The sequence below is a fragment of the Flammeovirga yaeyamensis genome (genome assembly GCF_018736045.1).
In the GTDB taxonomy this organism is placed as follows: domain Bacteria; phylum Bacteroidota; class Bacteroidia; order Cytophagales; family Flammeovirgaceae; genus Flammeovirga; species Flammeovirga yaeyamensis.
On sequence record NZ_CP076133.1, the window covers coordinates 772530 to 787553 of the forward strand.

General features: G+C 36.5%; 12 protein-coding genes. 8 read left to right on the plus strand and 4 right to left on the minus strand.

The window, feature by feature from the left end; all coding sequences use genetic code 11:
• Window positions 1-76 precede the first annotated feature (76 nt).
• Complete coding sequence (locus KMW28_RS23170; RefSeq protein WP_169662014.1) at window positions 77-1747, minus strand: T9SS type A sorting domain-containing protein; 1671 nt, start codon at window positions 1745-1747, stop codon at window positions 77-79.
• A gap of 249 nt (window positions 1748-1996) precedes the next feature.
• Here KMW28_RS23170 and KMW28_RS23175 point away from each other — a divergent pair, with 249 nt between their 5' ends.
• On the plus strand, window positions 1997-3286 hold the full coding sequence (locus KMW28_RS23175; RefSeq protein ID WP_169662013.1) for a carbohydrate porin: 1290 nt from the start codon (window positions 1997-1999) through the stop codon (window positions 3284-3286).
• A 19-nt stretch (window positions 3287-3305) separates the two neighbouring features.
• Complete coding sequence (locus KMW28_RS23180) at window positions 3306-4472, plus strand: dipeptidase (RefSeq protein ID WP_169662012.1); 1167 nt, start codon at window positions 3306-3308, stop codon at window positions 4470-4472.
• Between the two features lie 103 nt (window positions 4473-4575).
• Here the strand turns inward: KMW28_RS23180 and KMW28_RS23185 are convergent, their stop codons facing one another.
• On the minus strand, window positions 4576-5286 hold the full coding sequence (locus KMW28_RS23185) for a hypothetical protein (protein ID WP_169662011.1): 711 nt from the start codon (window positions 5284-5286) through the stop codon (window positions 4576-4578).
• Window positions 5287-5427: 141 nt separating this feature from the next.
• Between KMW28_RS23185 and KMW28_RS23190 the strand changes: the two genes are divergently transcribed.
• The 5 genes from KMW28_RS23190 (at window position 5428) to KMW28_RS23210 (ending at window position 12601) form a co-directional block, all read left to right on the plus strand.
• Window positions 5428-6309, plus strand: a complete 882-nt coding sequence (locus KMW28_RS23190; protein WP_169662010.1) for a family 16 glycosylhydrolase — start codon at window positions 5428-5430, stop codon at window positions 6307-6309.
• A 2-nt stretch (window positions 6310-6311) separates the two neighbouring features.
• A complete protein-coding gene (locus tag KMW28_RS23195) occupies window positions 6312-8081 on the plus strand; it encodes a DUF5060 domain-containing protein (RefSeq protein ID WP_183363886.1) in 1770 nt (589 codons plus the stop codon).
• Between the two features lie 100 nt (window positions 8082-8181).
• On the plus strand, window positions 8182-10134 hold the full coding sequence (locus KMW28_RS23200) for a family 43 glycosylhydrolase (protein WP_169662008.1): 1953 nt from the start codon (window positions 8182-8184) through the stop codon (window positions 10132-10134).
• Window positions 10135-10225: 91 nt separating this feature from the next.
• The gene (locus tag KMW28_RS23205; protein ID WP_240972480.1) at window positions 10226-11734 is read left to right on the plus strand and encodes an alpha-L-fucosidase; all 1509 of its coding nucleotides are present in this window, start codon (window positions 10226-10228) and stop codon (window positions 11732-11734) included.
• Between the two features lie 312 nt (window positions 11735-12046).
• Window positions 12047-12601, plus strand: a complete 555-nt coding sequence (locus tag KMW28_RS23210) for a hypothetical protein (RefSeq protein WP_169662007.1) — start codon at window positions 12047-12049, stop codon at window positions 12599-12601.
• Between the two features lie 379 nt (window positions 12602-12980).
• Here the strand turns inward: KMW28_RS23210 and KMW28_RS23215 are convergent, their stop codons facing one another.
• Complete coding sequence (locus tag KMW28_RS23215) at window positions 12981-13439, minus strand: RNA methyltransferase (RefSeq protein WP_169662006.1); 459 nt, start codon at window positions 13437-13439, stop codon at window positions 12981-12983.
• 107 nt (window positions 13440-13546) lie between these two features.
• On the opposite strand from KMW28_RS23215, the gene KMW28_RS23220 reads away from it, so the two are divergent.
• Entirely contained in the window at window positions 13547-13780 is a 234-nt protein-coding gene (locus tag KMW28_RS23220; protein ID WP_169662005.1) for a hypothetical protein, read from the plus strand.
• Between the two features lie 193 nt (window positions 13781-13973).
• Here the strand turns inward: KMW28_RS23220 and KMW28_RS23225 are convergent, their stop codons facing one another.
• The gene (locus KMW28_RS23225) at window positions 13974-14966 is read right to left on the minus strand and encodes a Kelch repeat-containing protein (RefSeq protein WP_169662004.1); all 993 of its coding nucleotides are present in this window, start codon (window positions 14964-14966) and stop codon (window positions 13974-13976) included.
• Window positions 14967-15024: the final 58 nt, after the last annotated feature.

Consider the following 15024-nt stretch of genomic DNA (forward strand, 5'->3'; position numbering starts at 1 on the left):
TAATTAGATACAAAAACGGAGGCTATTTCATTTGCATTTATGAAATAGCCTCCGTTTTTTATCAAGTAAAAAGTCCTTATTTCTTTATTACTTTCACCTGTCCGGCAGAGCGATCAGAATTAAACTTAAAGATATACACCCCATTCCTCAGATCACTAAGATCAATTTGATGTTTCCCCTCAGTTAATTTCATCTCTTTATACTTTTCTCCCGTCAAAGAATAAATTGATAATAGAGATTGATCTATACTTTCAATATATACATATTGATTTGTTGGGTTGGGATAGCACTTTCGAATAATTTTATCAATCTGGTCCAAAGAAGTTGGTATTTCAACCTCTACTTCCACAGGATGTATAGTAATGATTACATGATCCGTCACGATCTGATCCTCATAGAAAACCTGCAAACCAATGCTATAATTCGTTGTGGTAGGTACCTGAGGAGCAACAAAAGTAGGTTGCATATGACTAGGATCTGATAATATGATATCAACTGGAGCATTCCATTTTAAATACCCTTCTTTATGTAATTCTGATAATGAAGCATCCAACATCACGGTATCTCCGGCATTCACAATTTGTCTGCTTCCCGCATGTGCAATGGCTAACAATGGAGGTTTAGGTTGCACAGTTACTTCCACCGTATCATTTGATGTCACTCCTTTGTAATTACTTGTAAGAGTGATGATAAAAGTGGTATCACTTTCCACTTCAGGAGCAACAAACGTAGGTTGAACCGCAGTGTAATCATCCAATTGAATTTCCAAAGGAGTAAACCAAGTAAAGGTTGAATTTAATGGTAATGACTTCGATGCATCTAAAGTCACCACACTATCTGATTCCACAGTTTGATCTTCTCCTGCAGAAGCTATCACATCAGGAATAATAATTACATCCACTTGATCAGAAACACTTGTCAACATATCTGTAGCAGTTAAAGTAAACGTATATTCAGTTTCCAAAGGAGTATCTTCCGGAACAGTAAAACTTGTCGATAACTGGTTCGTATTTGATAATTGAATGCCATCAGGTGCCGTCCAAGTAAATTCAAAAGGAGCATCCGTATTCATATTACCAGATAATCTCACCACATTTCCTGCCTGCGTGGCGACATCATTCCCTGCATTTACTTTAGGTGTAATATCATATTGTTTTAAAGAAAAATCGTCTAAGTAAATATCAAATTCTCCATTTCCAGATGCAGAGTTGATGTGAAGCTGACTTAATACTGCATCACCATCATTTCCATTTTCAATATATTGATGATCTATCGTAAAGACTTTTTCAAAATAGATCCACTGATCAGCTTGTCCTTGTACATCTCCGTCAACTTCACCAGGCTTCTTTATTTCAACCCTATTATCCGATGCTGTTACAGAATTTCCTGCAGGAATGAGATGTATATTAAGAGAAGAGGACATATTGCTCGCTTTCAATCGACCGCTTAAAATATATTGATCTCCAATAGTAATAGGAAAGAAACTATTTTGTTGAGTAATAACAGCTGCTATCCCGGTAGAAGTTTGTATTCGTAAACTATTTTTGCCAGTAGAATTCGAATCTACCTCTTTGCTTTTTTCATAGTCGTCTACACCAAACCAACCGACACTCAAAGGGAGCTCAAAATCACCATTGACAAGCATTTCATTACCATGATATGTTTGGGAATAACTGTTTGAAGTAAATATAAATTGAAGGAAAATAAGACATAACAATATGCCATATTTATTAGTCAGTTGATACATGATAGATTGTTGTTTGCTTTACCTATTTGAGGGTAAATAGTTAAAAGTGTAGATTTAGTTTTGCTACCTAACAATGTTAATCAAAAATACCATAAGATTCAAGGGAGAACCTTTGATAAACAATCTTTTAAGTTATTTTGAGAGCATGATTAATTTGTATTGCAATAAACTATAGATAATTTTCAGTTTTGGTAAATAACTTTTAAATTGATTGTGTAAAGCCAAACTTCTACATCTTTCTACAATCTAATGAGACAAATTCTAATAATTTCCTATTTACTATTACTCCCGATATGTGTTTTTAGTCAAACTGACAAAACAAATACAAAGGAGGGATATGAAAACAATGACCCTATGGGTGGTCCTAAATCTGTTGGGCGACAGTTAGAAGAAAACAATAATAAATATACTTTTGAATACCGTTACCCTATCCGAGTGATGAAGGATTGGTATGCTTGGAAAGACAAAATCAATAAAGACCATGGTATAAAATTCGGGATCAATTATACCGGAGTATATTTGAGGTCTTCAGAAACAATAACGTCTGATAACAATCCAAATGCAGCAGGTGGAATATTGGATTTACAATTGGGATGGACCTTAGCGAATCGTAAGAAAGGAAAAAATACAGGTACGTTATATATTAAGATGAACTCCCGTCATAACTATAATGGGAAAGATGCTACATCACCTATGTTTCATGGTATTGGCGAATCGGGTTATTATGGTTTGCCTGCTGCAGGGTACAGAAGGTATTCCTTCAGAATTTTAGAATTTAATTGGCAACAGAACTTCTTCGATAATCGTTTGGCTTTTGTGGTAGGTAAAGTAGACATTACCAACTATTTTAATTTTCATGGATTGATTATTCCTTGGCAACACTTTATGGGTTTTGGATCTTCCGTTTCCGGAACCATGAATTGGGGTAATCAGGGTTTAGGAGGAGTTGTTTCTATTCGACCTACAGAGCAATTATATGTGATGTTTGGAATGGTCGATGTTTACGGGGATCAATTTGAAGACGGTGACTTTTTTGATGTGGGTAGATACTTTGATCAAGGAAAGTACAATTACCTTTTAGAAGTGGGCTATGTACCAACTTTCGCAGAACGTTACTTTAAGAAAATCTCTCTTACCGCATGGAATTCTGCTAGTTATACTAATTTGAGTGACAATTTTATTGGTCAGGGACAAGGAATGGCCTTCTCATCTCATTGGTTCTTCAACGAACGTTTTGCTCCTTATTTCCGATTTGGTTTCTCTAATGGAGTTGGAGAAAATACCTTCTACAAAAAAGATGTTCAAATTGGACATGGACTTCGTTTTAGAAACTATGATATGTTAGGGATATCAATTAGTTGGAACGAACCGAATATTCCCGATGTAAAAGACCAATACACCGCAGAAATATTTTATCGATTTAATTTATCGGCGCACTTCGAGATTACTCCAAGTGCTCAATACATCAGAAATCCTACTTTTAATCCATCTGAAGATAACCTTTTCTATTTTGGATTTAGAGGTAGGATGACCTTATAACATTATAAACTGAACTGTTATGAAAAAATACACTCTCTTACCACTATTATGTGGACTATTTGTTTTATTTACTTCATCTTCCCCTTTGAGTGATCGAGCAAAAACTTGGAAAGCATCTGATAAGGCTAAAAAGTTTGTGAAAGAAACCATTTCACTTGATTTTTATGCATCACCTTATGGTGTGGGTTGGAACAAACCAGAACATCTGCATGACTACATTGATAGAGCAATGGAAACAGGGATTACAGGTGCTTCAGCTACTTTGGCAGCCACTTATTTTACCTGGGAAGATTGGATCAAAGAGTACAATGTTTGGAGATCAACCATGTTGCAGACACCAGATAAGTTTGTATTTGTGCATCATGTAGAGGATATTCATAGAGCACATAAAGAAGGAAAATATGCCATGATCTTTAATTCTCAAACAACTTCTATTTTAAATGGCGATCTTACTAAAATTGCTGCTTTAAGAGGAATGGGTGTTTCGAGTATGCAATTGGTATATAATGGTGCTTATCGTACAGGCGATGGTGTAATGCGTTATTATAAAGGAAAAGATGGAGGCTTAACCGATTGGGGAAAGAAAGTATTGGACGAGATGGTTAAGCAAGGTATTATTGTCGATTTAAGTCATACGGGACGTAATACGGCAGTAGATATTTCGAATTACATGTTAGAGAAGTATCCTGGTGTTCCTTTTGTATATACTCATTCTCTACCAGAAGGTTTGTACAAAAACTTACCGGATGCCACGGAAAGAGGTTGCTGCAGAAACATTACAGACGAACAAGCAAAATTAGCTGCTAAGTCTGGAGGTGTTGTTAGCCCAACATTTACAGAATGGATGATGGATGGTGTTTGGCCTGACGATATTTCTCCAGTACACTGTGCCGATATGATCGATTATTATGTGAAATTAATAGGAGAAGATCATGTAGGAATTGCAACTGATGATATGTTTACTTTAGATATTCTAATGGGTTTTGTAAAACAAAACGCAGCCTCTTATGATGACGATGGATATATGGTCAATGCATTTAACAAAGGAGCTGATGGCTGTGGAGAATTGGCTAAAATTTTACCAGCAGTAACGGACGAGTTATGGAAAAGAGGTTATACGGATGAGCAGATCAAAAAAATCTACGGAGGTAATGTGATGCGTGTCTATAAAAAAGTCTGGAAATAATTGATATACAAAGAGGATGTCTCATTTATCCACTTTTCCTCGTATTATGATACGAGGTTTTATTGAATTTTGAGACAGCCTCTTTAAATATTAAATAGTGTCGTTATCTAGACTCAGCATTTGATAGATCCTCCGCCTCTTCCTTAGAAACGATTTCTTCATTATACAAAACAAATCGATCAATCGCATGCCCTGTCGATCTTCTAGAGATCTGTACAGTATACGTTCCCGCTTCGTTAAAAGTAGCATAAATATTTAACCCTTCATGATCACTTGTTCTGGTGGCCCAACTCCAATCTAAGGTTCCTGAACAAAAGACCTTCATCCAGCCATCTTTGGAACTTCCGTTTACGATCTTATCTGACTGTACCATCGTCCCTCCCTTAGGATATTTTACTGTGGCATTTTTCTTCCCAAAAAAATCATGTGCACCAAGAATTCTTAACCAACTGTCGTTGGCTTCTGTGGTATTATCACCTTCATTTACTTTGTTGTGCCAAATGAAACGGTAGGTGCCTGGAGTGTTTATCTGAACACTATATTCCAGAATAGATTCACCCGGATTATTCATCTGAGCATCACCAGAATTTTGGTAATATGAAGTGCCGGTAAATCCAGCCGTTGCCGTGTTTTCTGTCCACCCTTCTTCTGCAGGAGTTGTTTCTACTTCAACTACAATCATCCCTTCTTGTTCTTGAAATACTGCATCAGAGTCTTTAAGATTGGCTAATTCGTCTTCGCTACAGCTTGTAAATAGAGTACATAGGATCGCACTTCCCATAAGTACTTTTCTTAAATGTTGAAAATTTTTCATAGTAGTTTTATCAAGTATTTATGGATATAGAGTCTAAAATAATGCCATTTAAAATTCACCCCCCTTCAACGATAATTTTTTTACTTTATCCTCAATAATCAATAATTACCTTAGCTTCGAAATGAATTTAATCTTATAAACATGCAAACAAACCAATTTTTATTGACCTTCTTCGGTCTTTGTTTTTTAGGAGTGATATCAGTAAATGCTCAAAATTTAACGATACCACCAAAAAATTATGTGGATACAGTAGCGATAGAAAATGCTGTTGAAAGAGTAAACAATAAATTCCCACTTTCAGATCAGAACAACGATGGGCAATGGAAATTGTTGAAGAAATTCTCTGATGAGTTCGATGGAAAAGCAGTCAATGAAAAAAGATGGTATCCAAACAATCCGAAGTGGAAGGGACGTCAGCCAACGTATTTCCATGGAAGTAATGTGGCCATAGAAAATGGTGAAGCAGTGTTTAGAATCAATAAGCATGGAGAGGAAGAATTACCAGAAGGATATACACATACCTCTGGCTTTATTAAAAGTAAGAACAAGTTTTTATATGGTTATTTTGAAGCAGAAATGCAATTAATGGATGCTCCTTGGGTATCGGGTTTTTGGATGACAAACGTAAGCCAAGATTGGTGGACTGAGATCGATATTTGTGAAAATGACCCTGGAGTTGAATACAATAGACACGATTTAAATTCAAATATTCACGTATTTAGAGCACCTGAAGATCAAGGAAACGTAACAGAACATTTCTCAAGAACGAAGAAATATTACATACCTGTGGAATTGCAGAAAGATTATCATGTTTGGGGTTTGGAGTGGACAAAAGAATACATCCGTTTTTATATTGATGGAGTATTATTTAGAGAAGCAGAGAACACACATTGGCATCAACCACTTGAAGTAAACTTCAATAACGAATCAAACAAATGGTTTGGAGCATTGCCAGACGATAATCGTTTGAATGAAGAGTTCCGTGTGAAGTATTTTAGAGTATGGGAAAGCAAACAACAATAGCAATGAGAACCAATTTATTAATCATTTTATTACTAACAACAGGCATTTTATCGAATGCACAAACTATTTCTGGAGAACAAAAAGTAGGTCATAAAGTAAGTATTACTTTCGATGGGCCTAAAACATCAGAATTAGATCCTGTTAATCCGTTTTTGGATTACCGATTGGACGTCACCTTTACAAATGGAGATGTTCAGTTTGTAATTCCTGGGTTTTATGCTGCCGATGGAAATGCTGGAGAAACAAGTGCAGATGCAGGGAACAAATGGAAAGTGAGATTTACTCCCAACAAGATAGGAGAGTGGTCTTACACCGCCTCTTTCGTGAAAGGAAAAAATATAGCAGTGGCTGATGATATATCTAAAGCTGAAAAAGTATCTTTTGATGGAACAAAAGGATCTTTTAATGTAGATCAGACGGATAAATCGGGTAGAGATTTAAGAGCCAAAGGTCGTTTACTACCTACAGATACACATTACCTTCAATTTGAAGGCAACAAGGAATATTTTATCAAAGGTGGTGTAAATTCTCCAGAAGATCTTTTAGGGTATCATGAATTTGATCAAACATCAAAGAAACACAAATTCGAAAACCATATTCAAGATTGGAAGGAAGGAGATGTGACTTGGAAAGATGGAAAAGGAAAAGCACTAATTGGAGCAATGAATTACATGGCTTCAACAGGAATAAATACAGTTTACTTCCTTACAATGAATGTACAAGGTGATGGTAATAATGTTTGGCCTTGGACGGAAAGTTTTGAACGTTATCGTTTTAACGTGAGTAAGCTAGACCAGTGGGAAAAAGTATTTACTCATATGGATCAAGTGGGTTTGGTAAAACATGTAATTACTCAAGAAACTGAAAACGAAAATCTATTGGATATCGGTTACACAGGTATTCAAAGAAAATTGTATTACAGAGAATTAGTAGCTCGTTTTGCACATCATCCAGGTATAATTTGGAACATGGGTGAAGAGAACGGTATCACGAATTGGTCGCCTGTAGGTCAGACGGCAAAAATGCGAAATACTATGATCACGTATATGAAGAACTTAGATCCTTATGGAAACCCGGTGGTGATTCATACATTACCGTCTCTTAAAGATCACGAAAATACAGTAACTCCTCTATTAGGAAATAAATCCTTGGATGGTATTTCTTTCCAAGTGCATCATTTAGAGGATACTTATAAAGTAACTAAGAAGTGGAGAAAAGCATCTGCTAAAGAAGGTAAAAAGTGGGTGATTTGGTTAGACGAGATTGGACCTGCGAGTCATGGTGTATTGCCTGACGATTACCCTGCACAACAAGATACTGTTAGAAAGGATGTGATTTGGGCCAATTTGATGGCAGGTGGTGCTGGTATTGAGCATTACTTCGGATACAAATTCCCTCATAACGATTTAAACTGTGAGGATTGGAGATCGAGAGATCGTATTTGGCACATGACCTATGTAGCGACTTCTTTTTTCCAAGAGTACTTACCATTTACAGAGATGAAAGCCAAAAACAATTTGGTGGATAGTAAAGATAGTTATGTATTTGCTAAAGAAGGTGATACGTATTGTGTCTATTTGAAAGAGGGCGGAAATCCTGTACTTGATTTATCGGATCAAGAAGGGAAATATTCTGTAAGATGGTACAATCCAAGAACAGGTGGCGATTTGATAAAAGCGAAGGTGAAAGTGATTACTGGAGGGCAAAAAGTGGCCTTGGGTAGCTCTCCAACTTTCGATGACGATTGGGTGGCTTTGGTTCGAAAACTTTAATCTATCACATAAAAGATTCTAATCTTGATGAGTTTTTGTTCGGACGTTGCAGGGCAACGTCCTTCTAAAAATACTTTTTTGACTGAAATGAATATTAATTATGAACATTAATCTACGAAAATTAACATTGCTTATTGGGTTATGTTGGGGCGCATTAGCCCAAGCACAAAACCCATTTATTACACATCGTTTTTCTGCAGATCCAACTGCAAGAGTCATTAACGATACGTTATTTGTGTTTCCATCATCCGATACCACTTGTTCACAGATCAAAGGGAATAACGGTTTCTGTATGCCTGATTATCATGTGTACTCTACGGTGGATTTAACGAATTGGACTGACCATGGCGAAATTCTATCACATAACACTGTGCCTTGGGTAGAGGAAGACAGTTACGGAATGTGGGCTCCTGATTGTATTGAAAAAGATGGGAAATATTATTTCTACTTCCCTGCAATGCCAAAGGACAAAAGTAAATTTAGAAGAATTGGTGTAGCGGTAGCAGATACGCCAACAGGTCCTTACACTCCAGAAACCCATTACATTGAAGGTATCGAAGGTATCGATCCCAATGCATTTATCGATGATGATGGCAGAATTTATCTTTACTATGGTGGCGGTGAAAAGCTATTTTGGGTGGAGTTAAACCAAGATATGAAAACCATTAAAACGAAACCTCAAGTAGTACAAGGTTTACCTCCAAAATATAAAGAAGGTCCATTTATGTTTAAGCGTAAAGGAAAGTATTATTTCACTTTCCCACATGCACCGGGTGGATCAGAAGAAATTGCCTATGCTGTAGGCGATAGTCCAAAAGGACCTTTTACTTATAAAGGAAAAGTATTAGAACGTTGGAAAGATGGATGTTGGACCAACCATCACTCATTTGTAGAATATAAAGGTGAGTGGTTCTTGTTCTATCATCACATGGATTTATCGGGTAACAAACATAGAAGATCAATTTGTGCCGATAGAGTTTATTTTGATGAAGAAGGAAACATTCCTGAGATTAAAGCGACATACAGAGGTATCAGTAAGATGTTTGCCAAAGACGCCATTCAAGTGGATAAGTATAGTGTAATGGAAAACGCTAAAGTGGAGAAAACTGGAGCAGAACAACCTAATTGGGTCGTGAAAAGAATTTCTGAGCACACTAAGTTAGCCATTAAAGACATCGATTTTGAAAAAGAGAAGTTTACTCAAGTAGCATTGTTCGCAAGTGCTATTAATGAAGCAGAGGTAGATCTATTTGTAGGCAATAAAAAAATGGCCACATTCAAGCTTCCTAAAATGAAAGAAGGTGAGTGGAGATTGGTAAAAACGGATGTACTTTTCAAAACCAAAGGTATGCAGGATTTGAACTTCATCTTTAGAGGAAATACAGAAGGCTTGGCTTTGGATTGGGTACAGTTCATGAAGAAGGATGAAGTATTGGTAGGTAAAACTCCGGATATAAAGTTATTCAACGAGATGCATCAAAGATTGAATATCGAAGCATATAAACTTTATACTTTGAAAGAGTTTAAGGCAGAAACTCCTCAGTTATCGAAACATGCTTTAGTGAAAGGCAAATGCTATATCAATGGTGAATTATCAGAAGATATTACATCTGTTCAAGAAGGTGATGTAATTGCTTTCACTTCTGATAAAGCAAAGAAAATGTACAATGCGTTTGGCGGATTTAAAGCCTCAAATTTCTCAGACCAAGAAGGTGTAAACCTAGAGCCTTGTCGTCTTGGTGGTCAGAATATCGGCTACATAGAAAATGGCGATTACGTGATGTACAACAACTTGATATTTGACCGTCAACCAAAACAAGTGACGATCAATATGGCATCGGTAAATGATGGTGGTTCTATCGAATTAAGAAAGAACAGTGTGAACGGAGAGATGCTAGCAAGATTCGATATCAAATCGACAGGTGGATGGCAGGAATGGTCATCTTTGACATCAGAAGTAGCTGCTTCCATTAACTCTACAGATAAGTTATTTGTGGTGTTTAAAGGCACTGATGGCTTCTTATGTAACCTAGCTGACATTAAGTTTAACTAATTCCTCCCAGTTCGATGAGAAATATTTATTCCTTTATTTCTCATCGAACTTTCCCTCCAAATTAGGTTTCAATCCAACAGAAATATATTCAATGAAAAAGAAATATTTAATCATGGGAGCATTGGCAGGGCTACTAGCTGCATGTTCACCTAAAGAAGCTGTACAACAGCAAAGTGAAATTAAATACGAGGCCGATTGGGAATCGCTATCTCAATATGAGGTGCCGGAGTGGTGGAAGAATACAAAATTCGGTATTTATTTCCACTGGGGCCCTTACTCGGTGCCTGCACACGAGACAGAATGGTATTCGCATTATATGTATAATGATGGACATCCGGTGCGTAAATACCACGAAGAAACGTATGGCCCATTAAGTGAATTTGGTTATAAAGATTTCATTCCTCAGTTTACAGGAGAACATTTTGATGCTGAAGAATGGGCGAAATTATTTAAAGAAGCGGGTGCTCAGTTTGCAGGTCCAGTAGCAGAACATGCCGATGGTTTTGCCATGTGGGATTCTGAATTAACAGATTGGGATGCTGTACAAATGGGTCCTAAAAAAGATATCGTTGGTGAAATGGCAAAGGCGGTAAAAGGTCAAGATATGAAGTTTATTGCCACTTACCACAGACATTGGATGTACGCTTGGTACACTACATGGGATAAAAATACAGATGCAGGTGATCCTCAATACGAGGGATTATATGGCCCTTGGACTCCGAAAGGAACATTTAATATGGCCGAAACCAAAAGTGATCCGCTTCCAGATGAGAAGTTCAACAAAGAGTGGTTAGCTCGTTTGGATGAGATTATGGATAAATACGAGCCGGATATTATTTGGTTCGATAACCGTATGGACATTATCGGTGAGGATTACAGAAAAGAATTCCTAGCTCATTACTACAATAAAGCTCAAGAGTGGGGAAAAGAAGTGGTTTGTACATACAAATTCCACGACCTTGAAGAAGGTACTGCGGTATTGGATTTAGAGCGTTCTAGAATGAAAGACAAACAACCTTTCGTTTGGTTAACTGACGATTCCATCGATTGGAAAGCTTGGTGTCATATCAACGATCCGAAATACAAATCGACCAATCGTTTGGTGGACTTTTTAGTTGATGTAGTATCAAAAAATGGGGCGGTATTATTGAACATCCCTCCAAAAGCCAATGGTGAAATTCCTCAGGAAGTAGTCATTCGTTTAAAAGAAATGGGGCAATGGTTTGCCATCAACGGAGAAGCAATTTATGATACTCGTCCGTTTAAAATCTACGGTGAAGGTCCTCAAGAAATTAAGGAAGGTCACTTAAGCGAACACAAAAACAAAGAGGCTGTTGCAGAAGATATTCGTTTCACTACAAAAGGAAACAACTTGTATGCAATTGCATTGGATTGGCCAAAAGAAGATCACTTATTAGTGAAAAGCTTGGGTAAATCTCAAAATATCCTAGACAAAGAAATCAAATCAATTCAGCTATTGGGCAGCGATGCCAAACTTAATTACTCTCTTGAAGAAGAAGGTCTGAAAATTCAATTACCAGAGAAAGTTGGAGCACATGCTTTCGCTTTCAAAATTGAACTATCAGGACAAGTGATGTAAAAAAAAGGGAGGTAAAAACATTGGTTTTTGCAGAGAAGCTCTTGGGGTGACCTGAGGGCTTTTTTATGGGAAATTAAAAATGAAAAGTTAAAAATGAAAAACGTGAAATGTTGAGGGTCGACGTGTAGGTTGTTTGTGTAATACACCTCCTGGCGCAAATGTTAAGCGATAGCGACATTTGTGCCTTGAAAACGTTAGAGGTCTCCCGACCTCGGATTGGTGAGTTTTAATTTTATTTTTTGTATGATGTAAAATATGTAATTTGATGTTTTGAACTTAAAGCGTTTCTTAAAAAAACTACATCATTTAGAAATGGGAATCTCAATAAAAGAAAGCAAACAATCTATTAAGATATCTATAGCATCCGAAAGAAATAACATTGGTTTTACTTTAGTATTTATAGCCTTATTTCTAATGATGTGGAGCGGTGCTATAGTTGGTCTTCAAGGTTTTGTTGTAATTAGACTAATAATGTTATCTATCATTTCATTATTCATTATCCACGAAATATGGCTATTAAATGGTGATGAAGAAATTAAAATCACAAAAAATATATTAGAATACAAAAGAACACTCTTCGGTTTACCTATAGCAAATGTAGTTTTAGATATAGACGAAATTCAATGCAAAGTAATTGTTCATCCTCAGATTAGACCTTTTTTCAGTAATCGAATTAGAAGTGCTTTTAGATCTATTTCTATACCTTCAAGAAAAGGTGTAGATTCTTATTACAGAACAATTTATGGTTTTTATGACAATGGAGTTAGTCTTCGATCAAAAACAAAAACGATACATATTGGGAGGAATATTCTTGAGAAAGATTGTGAGAAGATTTTGTCTCTTATTCAATTAAAAATGAAAAGTTAAAAATGAAAAACGTGAGATGTTGAGGGTAGATGTGGGTGGTTCGTCCCTCTGGCTCAAATGTTAAGCGACAGCGTCATTTGTGCCTTGAAAACGTTAGAGGTCTCCCGACCTCGGAAAGGAGAGTTTTAATTTTCTTTTTTGTATGATGGAAAATACTTAGTCTTAATTCACAACCAATCAATTCACACAAAACCATCCCTTACTTTTTACCTCTTACCTCTTACTTCAAACAACATATCCCCAGTAATAAATTATTTGGCTATTGATACTCAACCACCAAAAAATAAAGTACCCCCCTTAGTTTCTTACTTCCTTAGTTCTTAGTTATGACTTCCGTCAATTCAGCAACTCCTACCTCCTAATTCCTAACTCCTAATTTCTATATCCTCTCTTTCCCCAGGCTTCGATCATACATCACAATACTTCCTGCAACAGCCACATTCAAGCTTTTGGGAGAATTGAATTTTACCAATAAATGACTTTTTTCCATGGCTTGTTTAGAAAGTCCATGATCTTCTGCTCCGAGTAAGTAGACGCATCTTCTTGGGTGTTTAAATGTTTCGAGGTCTTCTGACTTGTCAGAAAGCTCTACACCGACAATCCTTGTTCCGACAGGGATATTATTCACGAAGTCATCGAAGGTGTCGTAGTGGTAGTAGGGGATGGATTTAACGGCATTGTGGGTATCACTTGCTTGTTTCGCATAGCGGTTACCTATGGTAAAAATAAAGCTTGCACCAAAGTTTTGAGCCGATCTCCACAACACTCCTAAATTTTCTGGAGTTTTCCCGTTTTGTATACCAATACCAAAGTATTCGTTCTCGAAGTTTGAATTCATGGTCGCAAGATAATCATAAGTATTTTGTGTGATGTAGTTTTGGTAGTAAACAATAGTGATTTTACATCGTAAGATAAAATGTGTACATTTAATTAAACACTTTGATTATGTCAAAAACAATTACCATAAGCATTTCAGATGAATATTTGGACCAAATAAAATCTACGGGTGTTGATCCAAGCAAATTTGTAAGAGAGTTGACAATTAACAAGTTAAATGAACTAAGGGAAGTCAAGATAGAATATGTAATAGCCAAAGAAGCAGCAGCGATTAAAGCTTTTGATCAAAAGTTTTCTAAAGATTTTGATAAAGTTTCCAATATTATTGAAAAAGAATCCTGAGAGGTTTAGGAAACCTTACTTATAATTCAAGTGCTATGATTACTCGAATCACAACATTATCAAAAGACCGTTTAGATTAGGCTTTAGCGGATAAAAAAACACATAGAGCAATACCAAAACATGTCATGATGGAAATCGATAAAAAAGTAGCCTATTTTTTAGGTTTTCCTCTCCAAAACTAAATTGCTACCTGCTACCTACTCCCTAACCTCTCCATCGTATTCACTCTCCCACCTCCTCTCACAGGACTCCCTCCAAAAACATACACCTCTTCATTGTAAAGAATTGCATTTGTTCCATGTCTTCCTTCTAACATATTTGGTAACTGAGACCATTGCTCTGTAGTAATATCAAATACTTGGGTTTTATTGGATGCTTTTGGTAGGGCATTTTCTCCACCCATGTATATCAAGTAGTGGTTTAGTTTAACGATACCTCCTGCAGCACTTGGGTAAGGAAGTTTGTCTTCCAAAGTGATCCATTTTTGTGTTTTGAAATCATAAACATCAACAAAAGGATTGGTGTATTTAAAGAAGGCCGTGAAGTTGTTTTTATGGTGCACACTACTGTTTCTTCCACCTATTAAATAGAGTTTGTCGTTGGCCACTATAGCATTAAAGTGATCTCTTAAATGAGGAGCGGAAGTTAATTGAGTCCATGTTTTTGACTTTAGATCGTAGACATCGAATCGGTTGGAACAGCCGGAAGTGTGACCGTTAGTGATACCGCAAGCTAAATAAATCTTTTCTTGATATAGCACGGCACCTCCTCCACCTCTTCTGACTTCTTTAGGAATGATACCTTCTTTCTTCCATTCGTTTTTTTCTGGTTGATAGGTCCAAATATGCTCTAATGGTGTTTCAGTTGGGTAGTTACCTTTCATGGCACCCACAAAATAAATTTTATCTTGATAAGATACACCTTGAAAATGATGCATAAAGAAAGGAGCTTCGCCTAACTTTTTCCAAGTATTGTTGGATGGATCGAAGACCTCCACAGCTTTTGATTCTCGACCACCGATCAAATAGAATTTGTCATTATGGAGTGTAAAGGTGGTCTCATGTCTACCACCAACTACTTGATGTTGATCGACAGATGACCATTGTAACTTGTCAAGTTCTTGTGCCTTTAATGAGATAGCAATTAAACCAATAATTAAAGGGAGAATAAAAATAAGTTTGTTCATGATCTAAAATTAAAAAATACCGAAGTAGAATCCTCCACTCCGGTATATAATATTGATT

Coding starts and splice junctions, on each gene's coding strand:
- KMW28_RS23200 (WP_169662008.1), top strand. CDS start 8,182: ATGAACATTAATCTACGAAAATTAACATTGCTTATTGGGTTATGTTGG.
- KMW28_RS23180 (WP_169662012.1), top strand. CDS start 3,306: ATGAAAAAATACACTCTCTTACCACTATTATGTGGACTATTTGTTTTA.
- KMW28_RS23175 (WP_169662013.1), top strand. CDS start 1,997: ATGAGACAAATTCTAATAATTTCCTATTTACTATTACTCCCGATATGT.
- KMW28_RS23195 (WP_183363886.1), top strand. CDS start 6,312: ATGAGAACCAATTTATTAATCATTTTATTACTAACAACAGGCATTTTA.
- KMW28_RS23185 (WP_169662011.1), bottom strand. CDS start 5,286: ATGAAAAATTTTCAACATTTAAGAAAAGTACTTATGGGAAGTGCGATC.
- KMW28_RS23170 (WP_169662014.1), bottom strand. CDS start 1,747: ATGTATCAACTGACTAATAAATATGGCATATTGTTATGTCTTATTTTC.
- KMW28_RS23225 (WP_169662004.1), bottom strand. CDS start 14,966: ATGAACAAACTTATTTTTATTCTCCCTTTAATTATTGGTTTAATTGCT.
- KMW28_RS23190 (WP_169662010.1), top strand. CDS start 5,428: ATGCAAACAAACCAATTTTTATTGACCTTCTTCGGTCTTTGTTTTTTA.
- KMW28_RS23220 (WP_169662005.1), top strand. CDS start 13,547: ATGTCAAAAACAATTACCATAAGCATTTCAGATGAATATTTGGACCAA.
- KMW28_RS23210 (WP_169662007.1), top strand. CDS start 12,047: ATGGGAATCTCAATAAAAGAAAGCAAACAATCTATTAAGATATCTATA.
- KMW28_RS23205 (WP_240972480.1), top strand. CDS start 10,226: ATGAAAAAGAAATATTTAATCATGGGAGCATTGGCAGGGCTACTAGCT.
- KMW28_RS23215 (WP_169662006.1), bottom strand. CDS start 13,439: ATGAATTCAAACTTCGAGAACGAATACTTTGGTATTGGTATACAAAAC.